Origin of the sequence: Bifidobacterium pullorum subsp. saeculare, from assembly GCF_016899725.1 — a bacterium.
Classification (GTDB): domain Bacteria; phylum Actinomycetota; class Actinomycetes; order Actinomycetales; family Bifidobacteriaceae; genus Bifidobacterium; species Bifidobacterium pullorum_C.
Window position 1 is genome coordinate 41,257 of sequence record NZ_JACLYU010000010.1, and the last position, 21,913, is coordinate 63,169.

Annotated in this window: 37 protein-coding genes and 2 tRNA genes; 38 read left to right on the forward strand and 1 reads right to left on the reverse strand. The window is 64.6% G+C overall.

Annotated features, from left to right (window positions below):
• The first annotated feature begins 4 nt into the window (after positions 1 to 4).
• The 20 genes from H7U32_RS06120 (at position 5) to H7U32_RS06215 (ending at position 10,858) form a co-directional block, all read left to right on the forward strand.
• On the forward strand, positions 5 to 769 hold the full coding sequence (locus H7U32_RS06120; RefSeq protein WP_204468991.1) for a phage antirepressor: 765 nt from the start codon (positions 5 to 7) through the stop codon (positions 767 to 769).
• Positions 769 to 996 carry a helix-turn-helix domain-containing protein gene (locus tag H7U32_RS06125; RefSeq protein WP_239457566.1) on the forward strand — a complete coding sequence of 76 codons (228 nt, stop codon included), beginning with the start codon at positions 769 to 771 and terminating at the stop codon, positions 994 to 996. The genes H7U32_RS06120 and H7U32_RS06125 overlap by 1 nt, the downstream gene beginning before the upstream one ends.
• Before the next feature lie 3 nt (positions 997 to 999).
• Positions 1,000 to 1,236 carry a hypothetical protein gene (locus H7U32_RS06130; protein ID WP_204468995.1) on the forward strand — a complete coding sequence of 79 codons (237 nt, stop codon included), beginning with the start codon at positions 1,000 to 1,002 and terminating at the stop codon, positions 1,234 to 1,236.
• A 121-nt stretch (positions 1,237 to 1,357) separates the two neighbouring features.
• Entirely contained in the window at positions 1,358 to 1,711 is a 354-nt protein-coding gene (locus H7U32_RS06135; RefSeq protein WP_204468997.1) for a hypothetical protein, read from the forward strand.
• The gene (locus tag H7U32_RS06140) at positions 1,708 to 1,983 is read left to right on the forward strand and encodes a hypothetical protein (RefSeq protein ID WP_204468999.1); all 276 of its coding nucleotides are present in this window, start codon (positions 1,708 to 1,710) and stop codon (positions 1,981 to 1,983) included. Before H7U32_RS06135 ends, H7U32_RS06140 begins: the two co-directional genes overlap by 4 nt.
• Entirely contained in the window at positions 1,980 to 2,474 is a 495-nt protein-coding gene (locus H7U32_RS06145; protein ID WP_323804597.1) for a RusA family crossover junction endodeoxyribonuclease, read from the forward strand. The genes H7U32_RS06140 and H7U32_RS06145 overlap by 4 nt, the downstream gene beginning before the upstream one ends.
• Complete coding sequence (locus H7U32_RS06150) at positions 2,471 to 2,863, forward strand: hypothetical protein (RefSeq protein ID WP_204469000.1); 393 nt, start codon at positions 2,471 to 2,473, stop codon at positions 2,861 to 2,863. Before H7U32_RS06145 ends, H7U32_RS06150 begins: the two co-directional genes overlap by 4 nt.
• A gap of 165 nt (positions 2,864 to 3,028) precedes the next feature.
• Positions 3,029 to 3,442: a hypothetical protein gene (locus H7U32_RS06155; protein ID WP_239457567.1), complete on the forward strand. Its 414-nt coding sequence runs from the start codon at positions 3,029 to 3,031 to the stop codon at positions 3,440 to 3,442.
• A complete protein-coding gene (locus tag H7U32_RS06160) occupies positions 3,439 to 3,624 on the forward strand; it encodes a hypothetical protein (RefSeq protein WP_204469002.1) in 186 nt (61 codons plus the stop codon). Before H7U32_RS06155 ends, H7U32_RS06160 begins: the two co-directional genes overlap by 4 nt.
• Positions 3,608 to 3,808 (forward strand): hypothetical protein, encoded by a 201-nt coding sequence (locus tag H7U32_RS06165; protein WP_204469004.1) that lies wholly within the window; start codon positions 3,608 to 3,610, stop codon positions 3,806 to 3,808. The genes H7U32_RS06160 and H7U32_RS06165 overlap by 17 nt, the downstream gene beginning before the upstream one ends.
• The gene (locus H7U32_RS06170) at positions 3,795 to 4,730 is read left to right on the forward strand and encodes a hypothetical protein (protein WP_204469006.1); all 936 of its coding nucleotides are present in this window, start codon (positions 3,795 to 3,797) and stop codon (positions 4,728 to 4,730) included. The genes H7U32_RS06165 and H7U32_RS06170 overlap by 14 nt, the downstream gene beginning before the upstream one ends.
• A gap of 18 nt (positions 4,731 to 4,748) precedes the next feature.
• The gene (locus H7U32_RS06175) at positions 4,749 to 5,525 is read left to right on the forward strand and encodes a hypothetical protein (RefSeq protein WP_204469008.1); all 777 of its coding nucleotides are present in this window, start codon (positions 4,749 to 4,751) and stop codon (positions 5,523 to 5,525) included.
• A 329-nt stretch (positions 5,526 to 5,854) separates the two neighbouring features.
• A complete protein-coding gene (locus tag H7U32_RS06180) occupies positions 5,855 to 8,275 on the forward strand; it encodes a bifunctional DNA primase/polymerase (RefSeq protein ID WP_204469010.1) in 2,421 nt (806 codons plus the stop codon).
• Positions 8,272 to 8,511 carry a hypothetical protein gene (locus H7U32_RS06185; protein WP_204469012.1) on the forward strand — a complete coding sequence of 80 codons (240 nt, stop codon included), beginning with the start codon at positions 8,272 to 8,274 and terminating at the stop codon, positions 8,509 to 8,511. The genes H7U32_RS06180 and H7U32_RS06185 overlap by 4 nt, the downstream gene beginning before the upstream one ends.
• Positions 8,511 to 8,969, forward strand: a complete 459-nt coding sequence (locus H7U32_RS06190; protein WP_204469014.1) for a hypothetical protein — start codon at positions 8,511 to 8,513, stop codon at positions 8,967 to 8,969. The genes H7U32_RS06185 and H7U32_RS06190 overlap by 1 nt, the downstream gene beginning before the upstream one ends.
• Positions 8,966 to 9,157: a hypothetical protein gene (locus H7U32_RS06195; RefSeq protein ID WP_204469016.1), complete on the forward strand. Its 192-nt coding sequence runs from the start codon at positions 8,966 to 8,968 to the stop codon at positions 9,155 to 9,157. Before H7U32_RS06190 ends, H7U32_RS06195 begins: the two co-directional genes overlap by 4 nt.
• Positions 9,154 to 9,354, forward strand: a complete 201-nt coding sequence (locus H7U32_RS06200) for a hypothetical protein (protein ID WP_204469017.1) — start codon at positions 9,154 to 9,156, stop codon at positions 9,352 to 9,354. The genes H7U32_RS06195 and H7U32_RS06200 overlap by 4 nt, the downstream gene beginning before the upstream one ends.
• Before the next feature lie 78 nt (positions 9,355 to 9,432).
• Positions 9,433 to 10,212: a hypothetical protein gene (locus H7U32_RS06205; RefSeq protein WP_204469019.1), complete on the forward strand. Its 780-nt coding sequence runs from the start codon at positions 9,433 to 9,435 to the stop codon at positions 10,210 to 10,212.
• A gap of 91 nt (positions 10,213 to 10,303) precedes the next feature.
• Positions 10,304 to 10,388, forward strand: a tRNA-Ser gene (locus H7U32_RS06210).
• Between the two features lie 47 nt (positions 10,389 to 10,435).
• Positions 10,436 to 10,858, forward strand: coding sequence for a hypothetical protein (locus H7U32_RS06215; protein ID WP_204469021.1), 423 nt, complete (start codon positions 10,436 to 10,438; stop codon positions 10,856 to 10,858).
• On the opposite strand, the gene H7U32_RS06220 is transcribed toward H7U32_RS06215, so the two are convergent.
• A complete protein-coding gene (locus H7U32_RS06220; RefSeq protein ID WP_204469023.1) occupies positions 10,855 to 11,319 on the reverse strand; it encodes a TIR domain-containing protein in 465 nt (154 codons plus the stop codon). The two genes, H7U32_RS06215 and H7U32_RS06220, sit on opposite strands and share 4 nt — an antisense overlap.
• A gap of 153 nt (positions 11,320 to 11,472) precedes the next feature.
• Between H7U32_RS06220 and H7U32_RS06225 the strand changes: the two genes are divergently transcribed.
• From H7U32_RS06225 to H7U32_RS06310, 18 genes are all read left to right on the forward strand, one after another.
• Positions 11,473 to 11,664, forward strand: a complete 192-nt coding sequence (locus H7U32_RS06225) for a hypothetical protein (protein ID WP_204469025.1) — start codon at positions 11,473 to 11,475, stop codon at positions 11,662 to 11,664.
• On the forward strand, positions 11,661 to 11,900 hold the full coding sequence (locus H7U32_RS06230; RefSeq protein ID WP_204469026.1) for a hypothetical protein: 240 nt from the start codon (positions 11,661 to 11,663) through the stop codon (positions 11,898 to 11,900). The genes H7U32_RS06225 and H7U32_RS06230 overlap by 4 nt, the downstream gene beginning before the upstream one ends.
• Positions 11,857 to 12,204, forward strand: a complete 348-nt coding sequence (locus H7U32_RS06235) for an HNH endonuclease (RefSeq protein ID WP_204469028.1) — start codon at positions 11,857 to 11,859, stop codon at positions 12,202 to 12,204. Before H7U32_RS06230 ends, H7U32_RS06235 begins: the two co-directional genes overlap by 44 nt.
• A 123-nt stretch (positions 12,205 to 12,327) precedes the next feature.
• Positions 12,328 to 12,729, forward strand: a complete 402-nt coding sequence (locus tag H7U32_RS06240; RefSeq protein ID WP_204469030.1) for a hypothetical protein — start codon at positions 12,328 to 12,330, stop codon at positions 12,727 to 12,729.
• Positions 12,722 to 14,140 carry a terminase gene (locus H7U32_RS06245; RefSeq protein WP_306452356.1) on the forward strand — a complete coding sequence of 473 codons (1,419 nt, stop codon included), beginning with the start codon at positions 12,722 to 12,724 and terminating at the stop codon, positions 14,138 to 14,140. The genes H7U32_RS06240 and H7U32_RS06245 overlap by 8 nt, the downstream gene beginning before the upstream one ends.
• Positions 14,137 to 15,597 carry a phage portal protein gene (locus H7U32_RS06250; protein WP_204469034.1) on the forward strand — a complete coding sequence of 487 codons (1,461 nt, stop codon included), beginning with the start codon at positions 14,137 to 14,139 and terminating at the stop codon, positions 15,595 to 15,597. Before H7U32_RS06245 ends, H7U32_RS06250 begins: the two co-directional genes overlap by 4 nt.
• Positions 15,560 to 16,813 (forward strand): VG15 protein, encoded by a 1,254-nt coding sequence (locus tag H7U32_RS06255; protein WP_204469036.1) that lies wholly within the window; start codon positions 15,560 to 15,562, stop codon positions 16,811 to 16,813. The genes H7U32_RS06250 and H7U32_RS06255 overlap by 38 nt, the downstream gene beginning before the upstream one ends.
• A 63-nt stretch (positions 16,814 to 16,876) precedes the next feature.
• Positions 16,877 to 16,959 (forward strand) — tRNA-Tyr (locus tag H7U32_RS06260).
• Positions 16,960 to 17,033: 74 nt separating this feature from the next.
• Complete coding sequence (locus H7U32_RS06265; protein ID WP_204469038.1) at positions 17,034 to 17,561, forward strand: helicase; 528 nt, start codon at positions 17,034 to 17,036, stop codon at positions 17,559 to 17,561.
• A gap of 18 nt (positions 17,562 to 17,579) precedes the next feature.
• Complete coding sequence (locus H7U32_RS06270; RefSeq protein WP_204469040.1) at positions 17,580 to 18,464, forward strand: phage major capsid family protein; 885 nt, start codon at positions 17,580 to 17,582, stop codon at positions 18,462 to 18,464.
• A gap of 2 nt (positions 18,465 to 18,466) precedes the next feature.
• Entirely contained in the window at positions 18,467 to 18,904 is a 438-nt protein-coding gene (locus H7U32_RS06275; RefSeq protein WP_204469041.1) for a hypothetical protein, read from the forward strand.
• 17 nt (positions 18,905 to 18,921) lie between these two features.
• Complete coding sequence (locus H7U32_RS06280) at positions 18,922 to 19,308, forward strand: Gp19/Gp15/Gp42 family protein (RefSeq protein WP_204469043.1); 387 nt, start codon at positions 18,922 to 18,924, stop codon at positions 19,306 to 19,308.
• Positions 19,305 to 19,646, forward strand: a complete 342-nt coding sequence (locus tag H7U32_RS06285) for a hypothetical protein (RefSeq protein WP_204469045.1) — start codon at positions 19,305 to 19,307, stop codon at positions 19,644 to 19,646. The genes H7U32_RS06280 and H7U32_RS06285 overlap by 4 nt, the downstream gene beginning before the upstream one ends.
• Position 19,647: 1 nt before the next feature.
• On the forward strand, positions 19,648 to 19,938 hold the full coding sequence (locus H7U32_RS06290) for a hypothetical protein (protein WP_204469047.1): 291 nt from the start codon (positions 19,648 to 19,650) through the stop codon (positions 19,936 to 19,938).
• A 6-nt stretch (positions 19,939 to 19,944) separates the two neighbouring features.
• Complete coding sequence (locus H7U32_RS06295) at positions 19,945 to 20,325, forward strand: hypothetical protein (RefSeq protein ID WP_204469049.1); 381 nt, start codon at positions 19,945 to 19,947, stop codon at positions 20,323 to 20,325.
• A gap of 22 nt (positions 20,326 to 20,347) precedes the next feature.
• Positions 20,348 to 21,184 carry an Ig-like domain-containing protein gene (locus H7U32_RS06300; protein ID WP_204469051.1) on the forward strand — a complete coding sequence of 279 codons (837 nt, stop codon included), beginning with the start codon at positions 20,348 to 20,350 and terminating at the stop codon, positions 21,182 to 21,184.
• Positions 21,185 to 21,296: 112 nt separating this feature from the next.
• Complete coding sequence (locus H7U32_RS06305; RefSeq protein WP_204469053.1) at positions 21,297 to 21,629, forward strand: hypothetical protein; 333 nt, start codon at positions 21,297 to 21,299, stop codon at positions 21,627 to 21,629.
• A gap of 35 nt (positions 21,630 to 21,664) precedes the next feature.
• Positions 21,665 to 21,910: a hypothetical protein gene (locus tag H7U32_RS06310; protein WP_204469055.1), complete on the forward strand. Its 246-nt coding sequence runs from the start codon at positions 21,665 to 21,667 to the stop codon at positions 21,908 to 21,910.
• Positions 21,911 to 21,913 lie beyond the last annotated feature (3 nt).

The following is a 21,913-nucleotide window of genomic DNA, read 5'->3' on the forward strand; positions in this document are numbered from 1 at the left end:
TCAAATGGTTGATTCCACAGTACAGCCCTTCGAGTTCAAGGGCAACCCGGTCGCGACGGTCACGTTGGAGAACGGGGACATCCTGTTCTGCGCCAAGCACGTCGCTACGGCACTCGGCTACGCGAACACCAACGACGCCATTAAGAAGCATTGCAAGGGCATCGCGAATCGCTACCCCCTTGAGACGGCCGGTGGCGTTCAGATGATGGTGTTCATTTCCGAGGGTGATGTGTACCGGCTGATTGCGTCGAGCAAGCTGCCGAGCGCCGTCGAGTTCGAGCACTGGCTGTTCGACGAGGTCGTCCCGCAGATCCGCCGCACCGGCGGCTACATCCCCACGGGGGAGTCGCCGGAGGAGACGATGGCCCGCGCGGTCCTGATCGCGCAGGAGACCATTCGCCGGCAGAAGGCCAAGCTGGAGGAGCAGGCGCCGAAGGTGCTGTTCGCCGACGCGGTCGCTTCCAGCAAACGCAGCATCCTGATCGGTGAGCTCGCGAAGATCCTCAAACAGAACGGCATGGATACCGGTCAGAACCGTCTGTTCAAACGGCTGCGCGAGGACGGGTACCTGATGAAGAAGAACGGCGTGCCCAACATGCCCACCCAACGGGCCATGGAGCTCGGCCTGTTCGAGGTCAAGGAGACCAGCATCAGCCACGCCGACGGGCACAGCAGCCTGAACTTCACCACGAAGGTCACCCCCAAGGGCCAGCAGTACTTCATCCAGAAGTACCTCAAGTACAAGCCGCTCGACATCGAGGAATCGTGATGTGCGAGCCATTGCGTGATCCGAGTCGTGTCCCGTTGGGTGAGCGGCTCGCATGGTCGCCGGAGCAGGCGGCGCAGGTGTATTCGCTCGACGTGCGCGGCGTGCGCCGTGCCATAGACGATGGCGATCTGGACAGTTTCCGCGCGCCGAACCGTGACGGCAAACCCGGCAGGCGTCGGGTCAGCCGTGCGGCGATGGAACGGTGGATCAAGAGCATGGAGGAATAGACGATGAGGCATCGCAAGACGCCGTCTCCGTTGACGGTGAAGCAACGGCAGCAGAAGCTCGCGTTCTGCCTCGTCGTGGGCGCCGGGCTCGTCCTGATCGCGGGCTGGGGGCTGGTCTGGTGGCTTGCCGCCCTCTTGGATGGCGCGTTCAGCGTGCTGCATTTCCTGGCGTTCGTGCTTGGCGGTCTGCTGGGCGTGACGCTGCTGTCGATCGCCGACCGCGAGGACGGCGGCGAATAAGGCTTCCCGGTGTCGGACTCGTCACCGGCATCGGGCGGAACAAACAAACAAGTGGGCGTCGCATCCGCGCCTAGGAAACGAGGGGTGCGACGCCCGACACCACATCAGTTGAAAGGAGCATATGGTGTCACAGTCAACAGTAACCGAACCCGGCAATGAGCCTGTCCTCATCAGCCTGCCGGACGGCACGACCATCGCCGTGCACGCGCACTCATGGGAGGTCATCGACTTCCCCGAAGGAACCGCGGAGGCCTGCCACGCGGAGTCCGACGCGGAGCGCATGATCCACCGGTACACGGACATGCTCGACGACCTGAACGACATCACCGCCTGCCTGCTACGGGAGGCGAGCGCGAACGGTCACACCGCATTGCAGCGCAGCTGCATCAACATCCTGAACATCGCGTGCAGCGCCCGCGAATGGCTGAACGCGGAGGAGCGTCGCATGCGTGAGCGCGGGGAGGCGGAAAGGTGAACGGCAAGGACAACCCGTGGAAGAACGTGGCCGGCGTCTATTACCACGTCGACTGCCTGTCTGATGTGGCTCCGGGCGACGTCGTCTACCTGAGCAACGCGGGCGGGTCGCTGATGGTCGCGTACAAGGTCGGTTCGGTCGTCAGGTGCAATGGTCTGACCCACCTGTACGTGTCCGGGCTGACCGGACGCAAGTACACGATCGGCGGCGCTTCGACGATGCGCTTCCACGAAGCCCGACGACCCGTCGCGGACAAGGTGGGAGAGAAGTGAACGGTTTCACGCTGCTCGTGCCCGGAGAGCCGATCGCCAAGGGCAGGCCGCGCGTCTACAACGGGCACGGCGTCACGCCGAAACGCACGCGCAACGCCGAAAACCGGATCTACGCGGAGTTCCGGCTCAAGTATCCGGACGCCGAACCGTTGCAGGGGCTCGTCCGCGTCGATTTGGAGTTCTGGAAGCCGAAGCGCGGCAAGCCCGACGGCGACAACCTGTACAAGCTCGTGACGGACGCGTTGAACGGCGTCGCCTACGGGGACGACAAGCAGATCAAGGAGCATGAGGTCCTGCAGCGCGAACCCGATCCGATCGTCAAGGGCAGACGTCCGGGCACGTGGCGGAAACGCAAGACGGGGGACCCGCTCACCTGGCACGGCGTCGAATACGAGCCGCACACGTACATCCGCATCACGCCCCTTCCCGAATGGGACCCGAGGAAATCAACCCCAACATCAACTTCAACTCAACTTAAGGAGGAATCATGACGTCGAACACGGATTGGATCGTGCAGACGCTGATCGACGACGAGAACATGCCCGCCGACCTGGCGAGCCTGTACCCGGCCGCGAGCCGAATATCGGACGCCGCCGCACTGTTCGTCGACAAGGCCGACCAGGCGATTGAGAATAAGGGCCTGTTCGGCCGACAGGCGGAGGTCGTGGCCAAGTGCGTGGACATCTGCCAGCACGTCGTCAAGGAGGGCGCGGCCATCAGCCGTCTCCTGCGCAACCCGCTGGGCAGCCAATCCGAGCTGGACGAGCGGAGGCTCAGGGAGCAGGAGCGGCTGCGGGACGAGGCGTCCGACATCGTGCACGCCGAGGTCGTCCAGGAGCTCGAATCCGGCGACGCGGCACGTGGGGCGTCGGATGAGTGACGGCCGTACGTACATGGCGCGTTGCCGGCAGTGCGGCTGGCTGACCGGCCCCACCACGTTGGACGATGCTGTCGAGACCGCGAACCGGCATCGGCGCCAGATCCGCACCCATGACGTGTCTTGGGTGCCCATCAAAGCGAACATCACCGTAGGAGGAATCAGACAATGAACGAAACGACGGAACTGTTGGCGCCGCCCGCGCCGCCCATCATGGACGCGATTCCGGTGGAGCGTCGGGACGAGGCGTTGAAAGCGGACCTGCTGGCCCGCCAGGCGACGCGCATCGCCGACCTGCAGGCCCAGAAGGAGGCCTGCGATGAGGAGATCGACGCGATCAAGCGGCAGATCCTGGACACGCACGAACCCGGCACCTACCAGGCCGGCGGGCTCAAGGTGCAGGTCAAGACGGGCAGCAGACGGCTGGATGCGAAGAAGTTCGTCGCCGCATACAAACCGACGGAACATCCGGAGCTGTTCGAGCTCAAGCCGAAGAGCCTGAGCAGCGTGGAGAAGCTGGTCGGAGCCCTGAACCTTGAGGGCATGGTCGTGCAGGGCGCGAGCACGGTGGTGGTCTCATGACCGCGGACATGCGCACCCTCATCCGCAGCGAGGTCGAACGGGTCCTGTTCGCCTACGACGTGCTGCCCGAAGGTGACGACACGATCATCATCGCGGCGACCAGCCTCGACGACCTCACCGGAGAGCTGACCCGGTCGATAGGCCGGATCCTGGAAAGGGGCATCCATGAGCAGCTTCAGTGACGGCGGGTTCGAGATTCGCCGCGAACCCGAACGAGACAGCAAAGCCGGAGGATACGGGTTCGGCCTGTGGATCCACACGGGAGGAGGCCACTACAAGCACCTGCCGATCAGCAAGGCCGACGTGGAGATCATCCGCCGCGAAGCCGGCCGCGCGTTGAAGGAGCTGAACGATGAACGCCGATGACATCCTCGCCGTCGCCAACGCCCAACAGCAGGCGACGCCCGCACCGCAGACGGGCGATGACAGCACGGATGCGGACCTGTGGCCCGAGATCCGCCGCATCATCGAAACCCGCATGAGCAGCCAGCCACGCGACCTGCAAAGGGAGATCGGCCCAAGCGAGCTCGGCACGTCGTGCGTGCACTGCCTGGCGGCCAAACTGGCGGGCTGGCCTGAGCGCCGGCGGCCGGCGTGGCTGCCGTTCATCGGCACGTGCGTGCACGCCCGCTTCGAACAATGGTTCCAGGAGAGCGAGGAGACCGTGTTCACCGGTCCAGCGCCGGAGGACGAGCGTCGCCGGTTCGTGCCGGAGATGCGCGTCACCGTCGGCCACCTGCAGGGCCTGCACGCCGGTTACGACGTCAAAGGCAGCATCGACCTGTACGACCGTAAGACCGGCAGCACCATCGACTGGAAGATCGTCGGCAACACCACGCTCACCAAGGTCAAGGCGCACGGGCCGTCGCAGCAGTACCGGGTGCAAGCCAGCCTGTACGGCATCGGCCTGGAGAACCGCGGGGAGGCGGTGCGGTACAGCCGCATCTACTTCCTGCCCAAGACCAAGACATCGCTCGCCGACGCGCTGCCCTGGCAAACCCGGTTCGACCCGAAGCCCGGCCGATGGGCGCTCGCCCGAGCCCAGCTGCTCGTCAACCTGATGGACTGCATCGAACAGGCCGAAGGCATCGACGTGCGGGACAGCTGGATCCACAGCCTGCCAGCCGCCGGCCCGGACGGATGCTTCCAATGCCGATCCGCGGTCTGGCCCGACCAGGGAATGCCCGAAGGATTCGACGACAAGGAATGGACCCCAATCCCTGACAAATGGGCCAGGCTCGCATCTGTCATCGAACCCGAATACCAAGAAAACCAACCAAAACAGTAACCGGAAAGGAAACCAACCATGTTCGCATCCAACCAGGGCTACGGCCAGCAGACCAGCCAGCAGGCGCAGCAGACGCCGGAGTTCGACGAGGACAGCATCATCGACAGCCTCGGACGGGGAGGCGGTAAGGCGTTCTTCAACGCCGACAGCCAGCCCGGCGCCACCATCACCGGCACCGTCGCCGAAGTCCACGCCTATCAGGCCAAGGACTTCCAGACCGGAGAGCTCCAATACTCCAAGAGCGGCAAACCCAAGTACGACATGGTCATCAACCTGATCGACACCGACGCGCCCCGCGAGGACCAGTACGACGAGGGCGCCCGCAGCATCTACATCCACGGGTGGGGAGCCCAATTGGACGCCTACCGTCTGGCCATGCGCAAGGCCGGCATCAACCGTCCGAAGCCCGGCGACCGCATGCGCGCCACCTACAAGGGACTCGGCCAGCCCATCGCACGCGGTTTGAGCGCACCGAAGATGTACGAATACGAGTTCACCCGTCTGGACGACGTCGACCGGTTCGCCATGCAGGACCAGCAGCCGCCGTCATCCGGACAGAAGGCGCAATCCGCCTACCAGCAACCGCAGCAGGCCGGATATGCGCAGCCCGTCAGCCTCGGCGTCCCGGGGCAACCGGCACAGCCGCGGGTCGACGTGCAGCAGATCCTGCAGCTCAAGCAGCTTAACAAGAGCCCGCAGGAGATCGCCGGCATGCTCGGCCTAACCGTCGAGCAGGTGATTGCGGCCGCTACCGGGCAGGCTCGGGGCAGCGAGGACGCGAGCGACGCGTTCTGATGACTGCCATTGGAAATCGGTGTCGGCCCGGCGTGCGAGGTCGGGCCGACACCGGCCATGTCGGAAGTTTCAATGATCGGAGGTGTGACGATGAGCAACGTCAGCGACGTTAGCGGGTACGACCATCAGACCGACAACGGACGGTCGAAAACGTCAGAGGCTTACATGCGCTTACGCGGCCAACGTCAGCATGAAAACCGCGTCATTCCAACGAAATATATATACTCTAACAACTCTTACGTAGTTTTGACTCTATATATGTATTTATGTGTTGTTAGAGGGGGGTTGTATAGGCGCGTCAACGTAAGACCCCGAAACGGGGTGCGATCATGAGCGACTGGAGCCAATACCACCCCATTCCGGCCGAATCGCTGCCCGCCCGGTTCGAGGGCGTGTTCAAGCTGCTCGAACTGACCTTCACCCCGCCCAACGACCGGACCATCGTCCGCACGCTCACCGGGCAAAGCCTCGAACTCGTCTGCGAAGGCGACGACGACGGACGCCGCGTCAAAACACCGGTCTGGCACGCCGGTTACCAGAAGGCCATCTGGGAGCTCAGAGAAGGACACCTGCGCTACTGCCCGAGCCAGGACCGCCTGTGGCGGAGAGACGGCGACGACGGGGACCATCCCGGCGACCGGCGCATCCTCAACAGCTGGCATCCCATCAAGACCATCGAGGACGAATACGCGGTCGGCACGACGAACAGCCGCGACCGCAACCCGTCCATCAGCGCGGCGATCCTCAGGGAGGCGAAACGGCCGCAATGGTTCAGACAGGTCGAACGCGGCGTGCGCATCGACCCTTGCGTGTGGATCCGCCGTGACGGCAGGGTCGTGTGCCTGCGTGACGAGACCGACGTGGCGGTCACGCAGACGTTCGACCCCAAGGGCATGGGCAACGCGGCCATCCAGCAGGCGATCCGCATCTGCCAATGGCTGACCATCGACGAGAAGTCGGCGAGAAACCTGCTGCGCATGTTCGCGACCCCATGGCTCGAACCGTTCAAGCAATTGACCTACATCCTGTCCGGGCACGGTGGCGACGGCAAGACGCTGGTCGCCAGCCAGGCGTTGTACGGGGTGCTCGGCTCGAACCGCGTGTTCCCCGGGTTCAGCGTCGCCCAATACTGCTCGCGCGGCGGATACACCCTGGGACGTGAGTCGATGAACGACATGATGGACGGCAAGGCGTTCGCCTACGACGATGAAGCGTCGGCCGTCAGCGAGGACATGCTGCCCCAGTTGCGCGCATTGTCGACCGGCTCGCAGATGCAGGCGCGCGTCACCGGCGGCCGGTACCGCACCGTGACGCCGACCGCGACCATCGTCCTGTTGACGAACATGCCGTTCGCCGACAGCACGGAGAACAGCGACAGGCGCAGGTTCGTCAAGGTCGAGATGCATCCCAGCCAGGGGCGCACCTATGACGAGTACCATGCGATCGAACTGTTCTGCAGGAACCATCCAGCGGCGTTCTACGCCGCCTCGTGCCGACTGTGGGAGCAGGGCGACGAGCCCGAAGTCGTGAATCTCGCGCCGGCGCGCACACTGTCGGACGAGACCTACTGGATCGTCAGTGAGATCATCGCCAACGAGCAGAAGTACGGTCAGCCGATCGCCGCGCGCGACGGATACCGGGACGAGTTCCACCATTCGATGCCGGACGACCTGCTCTCGCTGCTCGGGTTGAAGAACGGCACCACACGCGTCCTCGGAGGAGGCGCGAAGCGTGTGGTCAGGGTCTCCGACAGGGATCGTTTCGACGTGTACCGGCGACTGGTGGCCAGTGAAGCCGAGGACATGCCGGACAAGGAGCGCGTGCGTTCCGAGGCGCTCCGCATGCCTGCGCCGGATTCGCTGCTGCCGATCGAGGGATACGAGACGTGCGCCGGGAACGCCCGGCTCGTGGAGCAGGCGTTGGACGGCATGTGCGGGTTCGCGATGTGCGAGGGGCGGCGCAAGGGCGACGTGTTCGATGAGAAGGTCAGCCTCAGCTGGCGGCGGCTCAATCGCGACATGGAGCATCATGCCGGCGCCGACACCGTGCGACTGGACCAATCCAGGTATGCGGTCGTCCCGCTGGGCGATGTGTTCGTCATCGACTGCGATACGCCGAAAAAGGACGGTGAGCCCGCCGAGGGCGAGCCACACGGTTTCCAGATCCTGCAGCAGGCGTTGGGAGAATACGGCGGCGACGGACTGCGGTCCACTTTGGCGGTGCGCAGCCCGCACGGGCTGCACCTGTACTATCGTGCGCCCTCCGGGTACGACGTGCGCCTGCTGAAGAACAGCGTGCACCCGGACGATCTGCCCATCGACCTGCGCGTCTCCGGCAAGGGATATGTGCTCGGCCCATGGTCGCACGCCAACGGCGGCGACTACCGGCTCGTCGACCTTCCGGACGGCGACGTCGTCCCCGAGGCCAGCCCCCAGCTCATGGCATGGCTCCGGTCGCACGACTATACCGAACAGCCGAATGTTGCGCAGCGACCGTTGACGCCGTTCGACCTACCGAACGAATCACTGAGGCGCCACGGCAACGGGAAGCCGGACATGACTCCGGTGCCCGAGGGGCAACGCAACCAGACGCTACACGACTGGGCGTACGGGCGGGCCGCCAACCACCGCGACAACTGGCCGCGGATCGAACGCGACCTGTACGAGCGCGGCCACGCCAGCGGACTGAAGGACCAGGAACTGGAAACCATCTGGAAAAGCATCATGAGACAACTAGGAGGACTCCGATGAGAGTGCATGAGCGGATCATCATCACCTACGTGGCCGCCGACATGGATGGCAAATCCACCCGGCAGATACCACTGGTCGTGTTCGAGCACACCAAACACGACTATTGGGTGCCCACCTTGACCGGGTTCGCACGCGACGACGTACCCGGAGTCCACGGCGTCGGCCTGCGGGTCGAGCTGGCCAAGGCCATCGACGAGCTGCACTCGCGGATCCACGACATCGCCTTCGAGGACTAATGATGGGCGTCAAGGTCAAACCCAAGGAGCGCAAGCCGCCGTGGCTGCATCGGTTGTGCGCGGATGGGGCGGGCGCCATGCTTCGGGACGTGCTGTGCGAAGGCTGCGGGCACTACGTCTGCCAGTGCCGTGACGGCGTGTGGGAGACATGGGATCCCGGCGTCGTCACGGGCGGTGACCTGCCCGTGGCGATCGTGCTGCACCGTCCGCTGACCCGCATCGTCCGCCATCCCGACGGGCAGGTCAGCCTGCGCGACGTGTGCGGCGTCCATGGGGTGGATCCGCAGGGCGAGTACCTCACCGGACACTGCTGCGGCCTCACACCAGTCAGCACACGCCCCTACAAGCCCCATAACCGCAAAGTCAAGGCCGGTCGGATGGATTGGCCCGACGTCATCTACCCGTCCACGTTCAGCAGGGATCCGTGGGCGGCCGACATGGAAAGGACACTCATATGAGCATCGACATCACCGCAAAGGCGTTAAGCTCGCTGCAGGCCGAAGGCAGCGTCAGCAAGATACCCGCCGAAGCGTACACGCTCGGCTACCAACGCGGCTGGGACCAGGCGCTCGCGCTCGCCATCCGGATCGAGCAGGCCATCAACAACGATGACAATGGATTGTTCTCGGACAGGATGCCGGCATGAGCATCGACTGGCAGTCGGACCCGGAGTTGGCCGACCTGGTGCGCCGTGCCCGCAACGGCGAGCGCATCGTGGAGGACTCCGATCGAGAGGCGGATCGGCGTGAGGCGCGGAAGGCCAAGAACCGTGAGGCGTCGCGCTTGTGTCATGCGAGGCGTCGCGCAAGGCTTAAGGCCATGAGGGATGGGACAATGGAATAGGCGAAAAGCCCGGCATTCCTTCGGACACCGGGCTTCCACGTGTGGTAGCGGGAAGCATGATAGACGAAGGAGTTGGGAATGTCAGTCGCCACGTGTCAAGTATGCGATCGGCCGGTCGAAGCCGGGTACTCGTTGTGCCCGGCGTGCGGGCTCGACTTCGCGCTCCTGCTGCTGCAGTTCGTGCCATGGACGCACGCGTTGGAGGCCAGTCTGGACGCCACATTGCATCCGGGAGGCCATCAGCCCGCCAGGATCATCACACCGACGGCGCCGACCCCGCTGCGCCTGGACGTGCTTGACCATCTCGACCTGCTCGCCAGCATCGCCCAGGGACTGTGGCGGCGATTGGAAGGTGTGAACCCTCGCAAATGGCAGCGTGACCTGTGCCCGGACATCATCGGATGCCTCACCGACGCCGCCGTGCACCCCAGCCTCGCCAAGATTCCCGACATCGGCATGTACGTCAGCCAATTCCAGAGGCTCAAATCCAAGACGCTGGCAATCATCGACCCGCCCGACCGTGCGACGCCCATCGGCCAATGCCTCCAATGCGGGCTCACCATCACCGCCAGCACAAACGCCACCATCGTCACCTGCCCCACCTGCGGACGCGAGCAGACGGCGAGCGCCGTGCGCCTGGATCTTCTGGAGCGCAGCATCCGCAGCGGCAAGGCGTTTACGGCGGGGGAGTGCGCGCGACTATTACGGTCGTGCGGGTATCGGATCAGCCGCAAGACCATCACCTCGTGGAAGACGCGTGGGCTGATCGCGCCGTCCGGCGCGGATGATGCCGGCAAACCCCTGTACTCGTTGGCTTGCGTGGTGGATCGGCTGCGTTGCGACACGCCGGGTGACTGACGTTTTTGGAAGTGCATCCGATACTTGTCAGTGGATTAGAGGGTCTGAATCATGGAGTGAGGCATGTTCGGGCCCTCGATTCATATCCGATGGATGGTTGGCGGAGCAGTCGAACGCACCCGCTCGCTAAGCGGGAGACCCTGACGGGTCCGCAGGTGCGAATCCTGCACCATCCGCACAATGTCATAACCTTGAAGCAGCGCCATCTAGGAATGGAGTCGTCATGGAAGACAATCGGACAGCCATTATTGATTCGGAAGACAAGCGTCAGTATCTTGGATTCATCCAGGATGTGATCAAACGCATGGCCGGTAATTCCGCGTCGCTTAAGGCGTGGTTGGCTCCGATTCTGACCCTTGTGTTTGCTTTGGGTGCGGTGAAGACCAATGTCCTGTTATTCGTGGCAGGCCTTATCGTGACGGTCGCGTTCTGGATGATGGATGCGCAGTATCTCCATCTGGAACGCGCGTACCGCCGTCTCTATGGCAAGGCCGTGGACGGCGATACGCGACTGTATGATCTCGATCCGAGCCCGTACGACAACGGGGTATGCGATTATCTCAACGCGTTGTTCTCGTGGTCGACGGCTGGATACTATCTCGTGCTCATCGTCGCAGGCATCGGTGTATGCCTATTCGTGATCTAGGGACGTACGTATCCGCTTCGGGACCAGTCGCGAATATTCCGACTGATGTCGTTGTATCTGCTTGTGCTGTCGTATCCCGCAGGGGTGTGCAGCGGTACGTATAGGCTGTCGAACCCGAGAATGTCGAATGGGTCGGGACCTTCCGGGTCTGTATAGCCGTCGCGATCTTTCAACCCGTTGATTCTGATGCCGAGAAGGGGTTTCCTTTCACGGTATGCCTTTTCGATCTCGTATCGGACCCAGGGCCTGTTGGCGGTTTCGTATCCGACAAGAACGATAACGGCACTCTTGTAAAGCATCTGCCGGTCAATCCAGTTCTTGATGGCTTGGCCGCCGCCACGCTTGACCGTCTCCCATTCCTGATGATTCAGCAGCGGGCTCCCGTCAATGACGCCCATGTTCATGACCTGTTGCACGCGCCAACTGTCGCGGTCATAGTGGAAGCTGTAAAAGACGGGCATGTGTCTCCTTTCGTCGAATGAATGTCGCTTTGTCGAACGCCTCGCCGACAGTCGCCAAACAATGGGCGCAGCGCTCAATATGAAGATATCCATTATCTGGAGACAATAAAAGCCCCGCCTTGGTGCGGGGCTTTCGCATATTGAGGGAGGTGCATGATGCCGCCCACCATCACACTCAAGATCACGGACAACGCCGACAGGCTGCTGGCCAGCATGGAGGTGCCCGTGCCGTTGTCCGGGGAGTGTGGCGAAGGCGTCATGTTCGACGCCGAACGATTCGAACGGCTGCTCGATCGGGCTTCGATCGCGTTCCGCAGGGTGTTCGACGAAGGAGCTGGATTATGAGGGTGCCCAAGGAGATCATCATCGACCGTCACACCGGCAAGGTGCTCATCGACGGGCTCCCGTTCATCTACCCGGTGGCCGACCGCACGCCGAGGCCGCAGTTCGACCATTGCGATTACGGCATCGTATGGCTGCCATTGATTGCGGACAAGGTCACCTACCGTGCCGACTTGAAGCTTGGAGGCGTGACCTATGGCGAAACGCAACCCGCGCAGGAGCAACGGCCACAGGCGTGACCGGCTGATAGCCCGGCATCGTGCCGCTGGCCGTGACTGCTACATCTGCGGGCGTCCCATCGACTACACGCTCAAAGCCCCGGATCCGATGAGCTTCGTCGTGGACGAGACGATACCCGTGTGCCGTGGCGGCGACCCGTACAGCTGGACCAACACGCACGCCGCGCACCGCTGGTGCAACCAGGTCAAGGGCGCCCGCTCACTGGACTGGGCGCGCGCGGAGGTGCGGCGCATCCTCAACGGGCAAGGCGAGGGCACGCGGACCAGGCCGACCATGATGCCATACAAGAGGCTCGGCCTGTGACCGTCGGTCACCCACGGGCACCCCTCGGCACCGCCGGCGCCCAGCCTACCCCGGGGCATAGGGCTCTTCTCTCCCCGGACATGGCAAATGGGTGAAACCGGGTAATGGGTGAAAGGCGGGTGGATGATGCGTTGCGAGATCTGCGGCGTGGAGTTCCGCCCGTCCGGACATGGCAAACGACAGCGCTACTGTTCGGAGTCGTGCCGCAACAAGGCCAAATACCGGCGTCGCAAGGAAGGCGGCGCGCCCGCATGCAAGGAGAAACGTGAGACCGTGCCGGCGGAGCTTGACCGTCGCGAGTTCGAACGGATGATGGACGACAGCATGGAGGACGTGCTGCGCATGAACAGAGACCGGCTCAAGGCCGCGTTGCAGGATCCATCGACGCCGGCGAATGCGCTGCCCGGCATCAGCAGGCAGCTGATCAGCGTGTGCGAGCGTCTGCGGGGCATGGACGGCCAGACGAATCTGTTCGATGACGAGACCATGGGGGTGGCGGAGGATGTCGGAGCGTCGATTGTCTGAAATCGCCCGGCATCTGGTCCAGCCGTCCGGCATCGTCGGCAGCGACTTCAACCTGGTCAACCGGGCCGCCGTCAAGGCCGGCATCCGCTACGACCTGTGGCAGCAGGGATTCCTGTACCTGCTGCTCGCCAAACGGGAGGACGGCCGGTACGCGTGCGGTGCCGGCGGCGCCGTCCTGTCCAGCTGCAGACAGATCGGCAAGACGTTCATGATCGGCACCGCGATGTTCATCCTATGCGCCGGGCGCAAGGGCACGCTGGTGATCTGGACCGCCCACCACACGCGCACATCGGACGAGACGTTCAACGACCTGTGCGAACTGGCGCGCACCCCCGTGCTCGCCCGCTACGTCGACCACATCCGACGCGCCAACGGCCAGCAGGAGATCCGGTTCTCGAACGGCAGCAGGATCATGTTCGGCGCGCGCGAGAACGGGTTCGGCCGAGGCCTGCACTCCGCGGACATCGAGGTGTTCGACGAGGCGCAGATCCTCACCGTCAAGGCATTGGACAACCTCATCCCCATCGTCAACACGTCACCGAACCCGCTGGTCGTCCTCATGGGCAACCCTCCCAAGCCCGGCGACCAGAGCGAGGCGTTCGCGGAGAAACGCGCCAACGCGCTCGCCGGCTCGGACGGCATGCTGTACGTGGAGCTGAGCGCGGACCCGGACGCCGACCCGGACGACCGCGACCAGTGGGCGAAGGCCAACCCATCGTACCCGCGGCGCACCGGCGAGGACGCGATCCTGCGCATGCGCAACCTGCTGGCCGAGGACAGCTTCCGACGCGAGGCGCTGGGCATCTGGGACGAGATCGCAAGCGTGCATGTCATCGACCCCGACGTATGGGCCGGCGAGACCATCGAAGAACCGGACACCAAGGGACTGCTCGCGTTCGGCGTGGACATGCCTCCAGACCGCGGCGCGCTGTGCATCGGATACGCGATCAGGAAGGACGACGGGACCGCGCTGGTGGGCGTGGAGGAATACCGGAGCACCGGCACGCAGGGCGTGGCCTGGGCGGTCGAATGGCTCGCCGAACGCTGGGCCAAGACCGCGGCCGTGGTCGTCGACGCGCAGTCGCCGGCCATGAGCCTGCTGCCCGACCTCAAGGCCCGCCACGTGCGCGTCACGGTCACCCAGACCCGCGACTTGGGAGCGGCGACCGGGCGCATGCTCGACATGATCCGCGACCGCAAGATCCTCCACCTGCCCGACGGCGAACAGCCACAGTTGGCGATGGCCGTGCACGGCGCCACGCTGCGCGACCTCGGCCCGAACGGGGCGGTCGCCTGGCAGAAGAAAGGCTCGGACGTGGACATCAGCCCCCTGCAGGCCGTCACATTGGCCCTGCACGGAGCCTACACGACCAAGAGGCGTCCGGGACGCAAACAGAAGGTGATGATATGAGCGGTTTCTACCTGGCGGACGGCACACGCCTGGACATGGCGCCCAAGGTCAACGGCAGCCCGTTCCTGTCGACCTCCAGCAGCCTGATCGGCCCCATCATCGGCGTCGCGGACGAGGACATGCCCGTGATCCGCCAACTGCTGAAGGTGTGGCGCGACAAGTACCCGCGCAACCTGATCCGCACCGCCTACTACGACGCCAAGGAGAGGTTCCGCGACTTCCGCATCAGCATCCCCGACACCATCAAGACGAAGGCCAGGCCGATGATCGGCTGGCCCGCCAAGGCCGTGCGCAGCCTGTCCGACCTGAGCGTGCTCGAAGGGCTGAGCATCCCCGGCGACGACACGCATGGTCTGAAGGACCTGTTCGACGACAACCGGCTGGACGTGGAGATCCCCCAGTGCATCGTCAGCTGCTACACGCACTCGTGCAGCTTCATGACCGTCAGCGCCGACCCGGACGACGAGGACCGCATCGTGTTCACCCCACGCTCGGCCGACTGGAGCAGCGCCATCTGGGACCGCATGAACCGGCGCATCGCGGCCGCCCTGACCATCACCGAGAACGATGCGGAAGGCAGGATCACCGGCTTCGACGTGTGGCTGCCCCGTAGGGTGTACCGGTGCAGGGGCCGCATCATGCCGTGGACCGCCGAAGCGCACGAGACGCATCTGGACGAGTGCACCGTCGTCCCGTTCATCCACGACCCGCAGATGAACCGGCCGTTCGGGCGAAGCCGCATCAACCGCACCGTCATGAGCCTGACCGACATCGGCTTCCGCACCGTCGTCCGCATGGAAGCCAGCGCCGAATTCTACTCGGTCCCCAAGCTCTGGTTCCTGGGCGCCGACCGGGACGCGTTCCGCGGCGACACCTGGAGCAGCCTGATCAGCGCCATCAACGCGATCGGCAAGGACGAGGACGGCGACCTGCCGCAGATCAACCAGATCACCCAGGCCAGCATGCAACCCCACTCCGACATGCTCAAGACCGTGGCTATGCTCGCCGCCAGCGAGATGAGCGTGCCCGTCGACGAAATGGGCATCACACTCGACAACCCCAGCTCGGCCGAGGCTATGGCCGCGGCCGAACGCAAACTCACCCGCATCGCCGACCGGCAGAACCGCATCTTCACGCGCGCCATCCGCGACATGCTCGCCATCGCCGTCCGCCTGCGCGGCGAAGACCCATCGGACATGCGCGACGTACGCCCAATCTGGTCGCCCACACGCGAGGTCAGCATCGGCGCCCGCGCCGACGCGTTCAGCAAGATCGCCCAGGTCCAACCAGCCTTCGCCCAAAGCGAGGCCGGATGGCGCTACGCCGGATTCAGCCAGGACGACGTCGCCTCCATCATCAGCGCAGTCAAAACCCAACAGGCCAGAGGCGTGCTCGACCAGCTCGTGAACGGAGGCGCCGATGGCGGACAACCAACCCAGCCATACACCGAACCGTGATGACCTCAACCGGCTGAACAAGGCGCATAACCGCACCGTCAAACAGGCCAGACGCGAACTGCAGAAAATCTGGGACTCCGTCATGGTCCGCTACTACGACGACCCCGCCGCACAACGCGACGCCCTGCTCGAACTCGTCTCCGCGCTCGCGGGCAAGTACGCGGATGTGGATGGGGTGGCGGCCGCCGAATGGTACGAGACCATGCGCCTGAAATGGTTCGACGACGACTTCGAGGTGAGCGTCGGCTACGACGACGCCACCCGGTGGATCCGCGAGGGCATCCGCACGCAGGCCGGCGCATTGTGGGGCGACGACCCGGACAAGCTGCGCCGCTACATGATGGCCAGCATGGAACGGTGGGTCAAGCAGGGCGGTCGGGACACCATCACGCGCAACGTGGAACGCGACCCGCGCAAGCCGCGGTTCGCGCGCGTCCCGCAGGGCCCGACCTGCGGATGGTGCATCATGCTCGCCTCCCGCGGCTGGGTGTATTCGAGCGCCGAGGCCGCCGGCGAGCTCAGGAAATACCACAACGACTGCAACTGCGAGATCGTGCCCAGCTGGGGCAAGGACAAGCCGATAGTCGAGGGCTACGACCCCGACGACCTGTACCAGCGGTACCTGAAATGCCGCGAGACCGTCGAGGACGGGCTCGAATCCAGGTACCCCGACGAGCGGATCATGGTCGTCGACCGCAAGACCAGGGAACGCCGCTGGGAGAACCTCAATGAGTTCACGGCCCGCATGATCGCCCGCGAAATGGATTGGCGCGACCACCGATGGCTGTACGACGGCACCGAACCGGACATCACGTTCGCCACCGAGGAGCTGCGCGAGGAGACCGAACGGGCACGTCCGCAGGAGATACGCACCGCCGAACGACTCAGAAAGCACGGAATCGTCCCCGCGTTCCAGCTCGACTATGCGATGGTGTCCGATCCCGACACCGGCGATACGGAGCGAGTCGGACTTGCCGATTGGGCCAGAGGCATCGAAATCAAGACGGTGGGCACATCAAAGTCGTTTCGCACCGTCGATGGGTATCTGGGCAGCGCCTCGCACAAACGCGACTGCACCAGACTCATCATCGACAATTCGGAAAGCGTGAACATGAGCGACGAACAGCTTGCTGAATACGTGAGACGAAGCCGAAGATTCCACGACGGCATGGTCTACGTGCTCACCAAGGACCAAAGGCTCATACGTATGAAGTAAGCGTCCCGGAAGTCACGCAAGGGCGACAACGGGGACGCTTACACATCCGATTCTATCACGCTCGGTGGGTTGCCGGAGCGGTCAAAACGGAGCCGCCTGTAAAGCGGCCGGCACTGCCTTCGCTGGTTCGAATCCAGCACCCACCACGATCAAGCCGTCCGCACGGACGGCCCTTTCATGCCCGGAACGGGCCCCATCAAACCATCAAGGAGGAACCATCATGCACCGCAACGCCATGCTCATGCGCCGCATCCGCCTCATCGACAATCCGCCCGAAGACAACGGCGGGAACGCGGGTGACGGTGTCGACAACGGCGAGCCGGTCGACTGGGAGGCCAAGTACCGGGACGCGATCGCCCATTCGCGCGAGTGGGAGAAGCGCGCCAAGGACAACAAGGCCGCCGCCGAGGAGCTGGAAAAGCTCAAGGAATCGCAGATGAGCGAGGCCGAAAAGACCGCCAGGCGCATCAGCGAGCTTGAGGCGAAGAACGCCGCCTACGAGTCCGAGAAACAGCAGGCCGCATGGAAGGCCGAGGTCTCCAAGAAGACCGGCGTGCCCGCCGATCTGCTGCGCGGCAGCACGCTCGAGGACATCCAGGCGCACGCCGAACAGCTCGACGCCGTCCTCCACCCCAAACCCAAGGGCGCCGGCCTGAAGGACCCGGGCCGCACACCCGAACACAAGACCAATGACGCCGATACGAGCCTGCGCTCCTACGTGGGCCAGCTGTTCGGCCGAAACGAATAACCGAAAGGACCGATCATCATGGCAATGGACACCACCAAGATCAAACTGCCCCACGAAGTGGCCACCGTCATCACCAAGAAGGCCAAGGACACCAGCACCATCGCCGCGCTCAGCCCCGCCGAACCCCAGCTGTTCCTCGACAAGGACTACATGGTGTTCAACGGCAGCAGCGAGGCCGAGGTCGTGGCCGAGGGCGCGCAGAAGAGCAGCTACGAGGAGACCCTCACCCCGGTCGTCGGTAAACGGTTCAAGGTCGTCACCACCACGCGCGTCACCTCGGAGCTCAAGTGGGCCGACGAGGACAACCAGCTGCAGATCGTCAAGAGCATCCAGGACGACCAGGCCAAGGCATTGGGTCGAGTGCTCGACTACGTGGTCTACCACGCGTTCAACCCCAAGCCCAAGACCACGCTCGACGGGTTCACCGCCCTGTCCACGTCCGCCGTGCAGGTCACGTCCGAAGGCGACGAAGTGGCCGACATCGACGCGCTGGCCGAGGCCGTGTCCGACGAGTACGACATCAACGGCATCGCCCTGAGCAAGACATGGGCCGCTCAGCTGCGCAAGCTGCGCGTGCCGTCCACCGGCATGCGCCTGTACCCGGAGATCCCGATCAACCTGCAGGTCGGCAACCTGGACGGCATCCCCGCCGCCACCAGCGGCACCGTCAACGGCCGGCTGATCACCCCGAGCACCAAGGTGCTCGCGTTCCTGGGCGATTTCAGCCTGATCAAGTGGGGCATGGTGCGCGACATCACCAGCGAGATCATCGAGTACGGCGACCCGGACAACACCGGCAAGGACCTGAAGGGCTACAACCAGATCGCCTACCGCACCGAGGCGCTCTACTCGTACGCGATCCTCGACCCCAAGGGCATCGCCGTGCTCAAGGCGGGTGAGTGACCATGACGTACCCGTCCCAGACCCTCATCGTCCAGAAGCCCGGCAAAAAGAAGAAGCCCGGCCCGTTGAGCATGCCCGTCGACCTCGTCAACCCAGACGGCACTCCGTTCACCGGCGGCGGCGACTCCGCGATCACGTCCGTGCAGGTCACCGTCGACGGCAACACCGGCACCCCGTCCTGCACCGGCAGCGTCCAGGACGGCGTCCTGAAACTCGCCTTCAAAAACCTCAAAGGCACCGCAGGCGCAGCCGGAGCCAAGGGGGACAAAGGCGACAAGGGAGACACCGGCCCTCAGGGGCCCGCCGGCGCCGACGGAACGAGCTTCACCAAGTGCGCGGCCGTGCCCGACGTGAGCGGCGCGGACGCGACCGCCGCGATCGCGACGGTCAACGCGCTGCTCACCAGCCTGCGCGCGGGCGGCGTGCTCAACGCAAGCTGACCGAAGGGAGGCAGGATATGACGGACGATGAGAAACCGCCCGAGCTCCCCTTCGCCACCACCGAGGATCTGGAAGCCCGATGGCATCCGCTCACCGAGTCCGAAACATCGAAGGCGCGGACGCTCCTGGCCGACGCGAGCGACCTGATCATGACCCAATGCCCACGCTGGCGCGAGGCGTCCGACGCGACCCTGAAACGCATCGCCTGCCAGATGGTCAAACGCGCCATGCTCGCCCTCGACCGCGCCGGCGTCAGCCAGAGCACGCAGACCGCAGGCAGCTTCAGCGAAAGCATGAGCTACAGCAACCCCGACGGCGACCTGTACCTCACATCCGCCGAACGCAAATCCCTCGGCAAGGGAGTGCAAACCGCGTTCCACATCCACATGGGAGGCGTCGCATGAGAGGCGAGACCGTCACCGTAATCCGCCATACGACCACGGGCACGGACGAGTACGGCAACCCCGTCCACGGCGAAACCGTCGAGGACGTGGACAACGTGCTCGTCCAGCCGCCGTCCATGGGCGAGGCATCCGACGCGGACAGGCCCGACGGGATCCGTGTAGACGCCACGCTTCTGTTCCCCAGAACCTACGAGGGCGGAAGCCTGCGCGGCTGCGGGATACTCATCCGCGACGAACCGACACCATACCGGGTGATTGGCGACCCCATGCCCGTCGACGGCGGCATGACGCCGACCGACTGGAACATGAACGTCCCCGTCGCCCGAGGGGAGGGCTGACATGGCGATCAAGGTGAAACTGCATAGGGACGCGTTCGACGCGTTGCGCAATAGCGGTCCGGTGCTCGCCGAACTGGAACGGCAGGGCCGGCAGGTCGCCGCGCGCGCGAACGCGATGGCCTCGCCCACGTTGAAGGGTGCGAAGGGCTTCCGCGACGGCGGGCCGTTGTATGTGGCGAAGCCGGCGGAGGCGCAGTCGCATCGTGGCCGCGTGGGCGTGATCACTTCGAACGCGGCCGCGATGATCGACAACCGCAAGCACCAGACCCTTCTGCGGGCGTTGAAGGGGTGACGCGTCATGCCTTCCACCATCGACCCCGTGAGTCTGATCGTCTCCTGGCTCACGGAGCATCCCGTCGACCGCATGTCCGTGTCCACCACCGTGCCGGCGGACCGTGATCCGCCGTTCACGACCGTGCGCCGCACCGGCGGCCAACTCGGGTTATTGCATGACACGCCTCTGCTGACCGTACGCGTCTGGCATGTGTCGGAGGCGGAGGCGATGGAAGCTGGGCGTCGCACGCTCGACGTGCTGCGCCGCATGAGCGTGGAGCATCCCGCCGTCCATTCGCTGGATGTGCTCAGCCTGTACACGGACCGCGACCCCGACACGGGCCGGTGGTACGCGGAACTGAACCTGCAGGTCGGCCTGGCGCCGACCCTGCCAGAACTCTACTAATCATTCGAAAGGAAAACTGATTATGGCTATCGCGAACAACGCGCGTAACGTCAGCTACGGCAAGCCCAAGTACGGGGGAGTGGCCTACCGCGCGCCCATCGGCACCCCGTTGCCCGAAAGCCCCGACGAGCCGCTCGACAGCGCGTTCGAGAACGTCGGCTATCTGAACCAGGACGGCATCAGCCTGGCCACGGACTCGAGCACCGCGAGCATCACCGACATGGGCGGCATTACCGTGCTGACCATCGTGACCTCCAGCTCCGAGACGTACACGCTGGTCATGCTGGAGACCAACGAGCGAGCCGCCAAGGCGCGCTTCGGCGACCAGAACGTGCGCGTCGACGAACTGGGCAACATGGAGATCACCCACAACGGCCTGCCCACCGACCAGAGCTCGTGGGTGTTCGAGATCAGCCTGACCGGCAATCGGGCCGACCGCATGGTCATCCCCAGCGCCAGCATCAGCGAGGCCGCCGAGATCACCTACAACCTGTCCGACGCGAAGGGCTGGGGCGTCACCCTGGCCGCGAACGCCGACAGCCGCATCGACGGCGGCACCAGCCGCGAATACATCGCCGCACTCATCGACGACTTCGAGATCGTCACCTCCACCGGCGACACCGCTCCCGAGTCGAGCATGACCGTGGGCGCATCCCAGACCCTCGCCGTCAAGGTGCAGGTCGAGGACAGGGGCGAGGTCAAGATCACCAAGGGCTTCACGGTCACGTCCAGCGCCCCGGAGACCCTGCTCGCCGAAGGCGTGAAGATCACCGCGAAGAAGGCCGGCAAGGCCACCGTCACCGTCACGGTCGGCGGCACGTCGAAGAGCTTCGACATCACCGTCGCCGCGGCCGGCTGACCCGTCCCATACGGCGCCCCGCACGCTTGCTCCTATCGGCGTGCGGGGCGCACCCATACCAACCCAGATAGGAGACCCGCAGTGAACCCATGCTTTGAGATAGGAGACCATCATGACCACCACCGCGAAGACCGCCAAGCAGCTCGCCGACGAGCGTAAGCCGGCCACCTTCGATCACAACGGCAGGACGTTCGACGTCCCGGACCGTAAGCTCCTGCAGGACGGGGAGCTGACCGGCCTGCTGCTCGGCTCCCAGGAGGCCGAGGAATCGGGGGACAGCCGCGAGCTGACCGCCTGCATCTACGCGATCCTGCGCCTGATGTACCCGCACGGCGCATGGCGCGGCGTGCTGGCGAAGCTGCGCGGCGCGGACGGGCGCGTGGACATCAACGCGATACCCGTGTTCGTGAACGCGGCCATCGGGGCGATGAACCCAAACTCCTGACGCTCGTCCTCTACCTGCGCAAGGCCCCGGACGCCTTGGACGCGGACCTGCGCAGGTACTACCGGACGAGCCTCGACACGACCGATTACGCGCTGCTGGCCGACCTGACCGCATGGCTCCCGCCGGAGGCGGCCAGCAGGAGCGCCCTCGTCGAACGCATGCCCCAACTCACCCAACTCGAGCCGGAACCCGAATCCGAACCGTCGAACGGGGTCGAGGCGTTCGATTCCCCCGAACAGCTCCTCGAGAAACTCAACCGGGGGCGCGTGAACATCACCTGAAGG

Coding starts and splice junctions, on each gene's coding strand:
- H7U32_RS06125 (WP_239457566.1), top strand. CDS start 769: ATGTGCGAGCCATTGCGTGATCCGAGTCGTGTCCCGTTGGGTGAGCGG.
- H7U32_RS06215 (WP_204469021.1), top strand. CDS start 10,436: ATGGAAGACAATCGGACAGCCATTATTGATTCGGAAGACAAGCGTCAG.
- H7U32_RS06150 (WP_204469000.1), top strand. CDS start 2,471: ATGACGTCGAACACGGATTGGATCGTGCAGACGCTGATCGACGACGAG.
- H7U32_RS06265 (WP_204469038.1), top strand. CDS start 17,034: ATGCACCGCAACGCCATGCTCATGCGCCGCATCCGCCTCATCGACAAT.
- H7U32_RS06230 (WP_204469026.1), top strand. CDS start 11,661: ATGAGGGTGCCCAAGGAGATCATCATCGACCGTCACACCGGCAAGGTG.
- H7U32_RS06180 (WP_204469010.1), top strand. CDS start 5,855: ATGAGCGACTGGAGCCAATACCACCCCATTCCGGCCGAATCGCTGCCC.
- H7U32_RS06170 (WP_204469006.1), top strand. CDS start 3,795: ATGAACGCCGATGACATCCTCGCCGTCGCCAACGCCCAACAGCAGGCG.
- H7U32_RS06270 (WP_204469040.1), top strand. CDS start 17,580: ATGGCAATGGACACCACCAAGATCAAACTGCCCCACGAAGTGGCCACC.
- H7U32_RS06295 (WP_204469049.1), top strand. CDS start 19,945: ATGCCTTCCACCATCGACCCCGTGAGTCTGATCGTCTCCTGGCTCACG.
- H7U32_RS06255 (WP_204469036.1), top strand. CDS start 15,560: ATGGCGGACAACCAACCCAGCCATACACCGAACCGTGATGACCTCAAC.
- H7U32_RS06305 (WP_204469053.1), top strand. CDS start 21,297: ATGACCACCACCGCGAAGACCGCCAAGCAGCTCGCCGACGAGCGTAAG.
- H7U32_RS06185 (WP_204469012.1), top strand. CDS start 8,272: ATGAGAGTGCATGAGCGGATCATCATCACCTACGTGGCCGCCGACATG.
- H7U32_RS06190 (WP_204469014.1), top strand. CDS start 8,511: ATGATGGGCGTCAAGGTCAAACCCAAGGAGCGCAAGCCGCCGTGGCTG.
- H7U32_RS06290 (WP_204469047.1), top strand. CDS start 19,648: ATGGCGATCAAGGTGAAACTGCATAGGGACGCGTTCGACGCGTTGCGC.
- H7U32_RS06155 (WP_239457567.1), top strand. CDS start 3,029: ATGAACGAAACGACGGAACTGTTGGCGCCGCCCGCGCCGCCCATCATG.
- H7U32_RS06280 (WP_204469043.1), top strand. CDS start 18,922: ATGACGGACGATGAGAAACCGCCCGAGCTCCCCTTCGCCACCACCGAG.
- H7U32_RS06200 (WP_204469017.1), top strand. CDS start 9,154: ATGAGCATCGACTGGCAGTCGGACCCGGAGTTGGCCGACCTGGTGCGC.
- H7U32_RS06195 (WP_204469016.1), top strand. CDS start 8,966: ATGAGCATCGACATCACCGCAAAGGCGTTAAGCTCGCTGCAGGCCGAA.
- H7U32_RS06160 (WP_204469002.1), top strand. CDS start 3,439: ATGACCGCGGACATGCGCACCCTCATCCGCAGCGAGGTCGAACGGGTC.
- H7U32_RS06130 (WP_204468995.1), top strand. CDS start 1,000: ATGAGGCATCGCAAGACGCCGTCTCCGTTGACGGTGAAGCAACGGCAG.
- H7U32_RS06205 (WP_204469019.1), top strand. CDS start 9,433: ATGTCAGTCGCCACGTGTCAAGTATGCGATCGGCCGGTCGAAGCCGGG.
- H7U32_RS06165 (WP_204469004.1), top strand. CDS start 3,608: ATGAGCAGCTTCAGTGACGGCGGGTTCGAGATTCGCCGCGAACCCGAA.
- H7U32_RS06220 (WP_204469023.1), bottom strand. CDS start 11,319: ATGCCCGTCTTTTACAGCTTCCACTATGACCGCGACAGTTGGCGCGTG.
- H7U32_RS06135 (WP_204468997.1), top strand. CDS start 1,358: ATGGTGTCACAGTCAACAGTAACCGAACCCGGCAATGAGCCTGTCCTC.
- H7U32_RS06225 (WP_204469025.1), top strand. CDS start 11,473: ATGATGCCGCCCACCATCACACTCAAGATCACGGACAACGCCGACAGG.
- H7U32_RS06235 (WP_204469028.1), top strand. CDS start 11,857: ATGGCGAAACGCAACCCGCGCAGGAGCAACGGCCACAGGCGTGACCGG.
- H7U32_RS06300 (WP_204469051.1), top strand. CDS start 20,348: ATGGCTATCGCGAACAACGCGCGTAACGTCAGCTACGGCAAGCCCAAG.
- H7U32_RS06275 (WP_204469041.1), top strand. CDS start 18,467: ATGACGTACCCGTCCCAGACCCTCATCGTCCAGAAGCCCGGCAAAAAG.
- H7U32_RS06285 (WP_204469045.1), top strand. CDS start 19,305: ATGAGAGGCGAGACCGTCACCGTAATCCGCCATACGACCACGGGCACG.
- H7U32_RS06175 (WP_204469008.1), top strand. CDS start 4,749: ATGTTCGCATCCAACCAGGGCTACGGCCAGCAGACCAGCCAGCAGGCG.
- H7U32_RS06250 (WP_204469034.1), top strand. CDS start 14,137: ATGAGCGGTTTCTACCTGGCGGACGGCACACGCCTGGACATGGCGCCC.
- H7U32_RS06120 (WP_204468991.1), top strand. CDS start 5: ATGGTTGATTCCACAGTACAGCCCTTCGAGTTCAAGGGCAACCCGGTC.
- H7U32_RS06240 (WP_204469030.1), top strand. CDS start 12,328: ATGATGCGTTGCGAGATCTGCGGCGTGGAGTTCCGCCCGTCCGGACAT.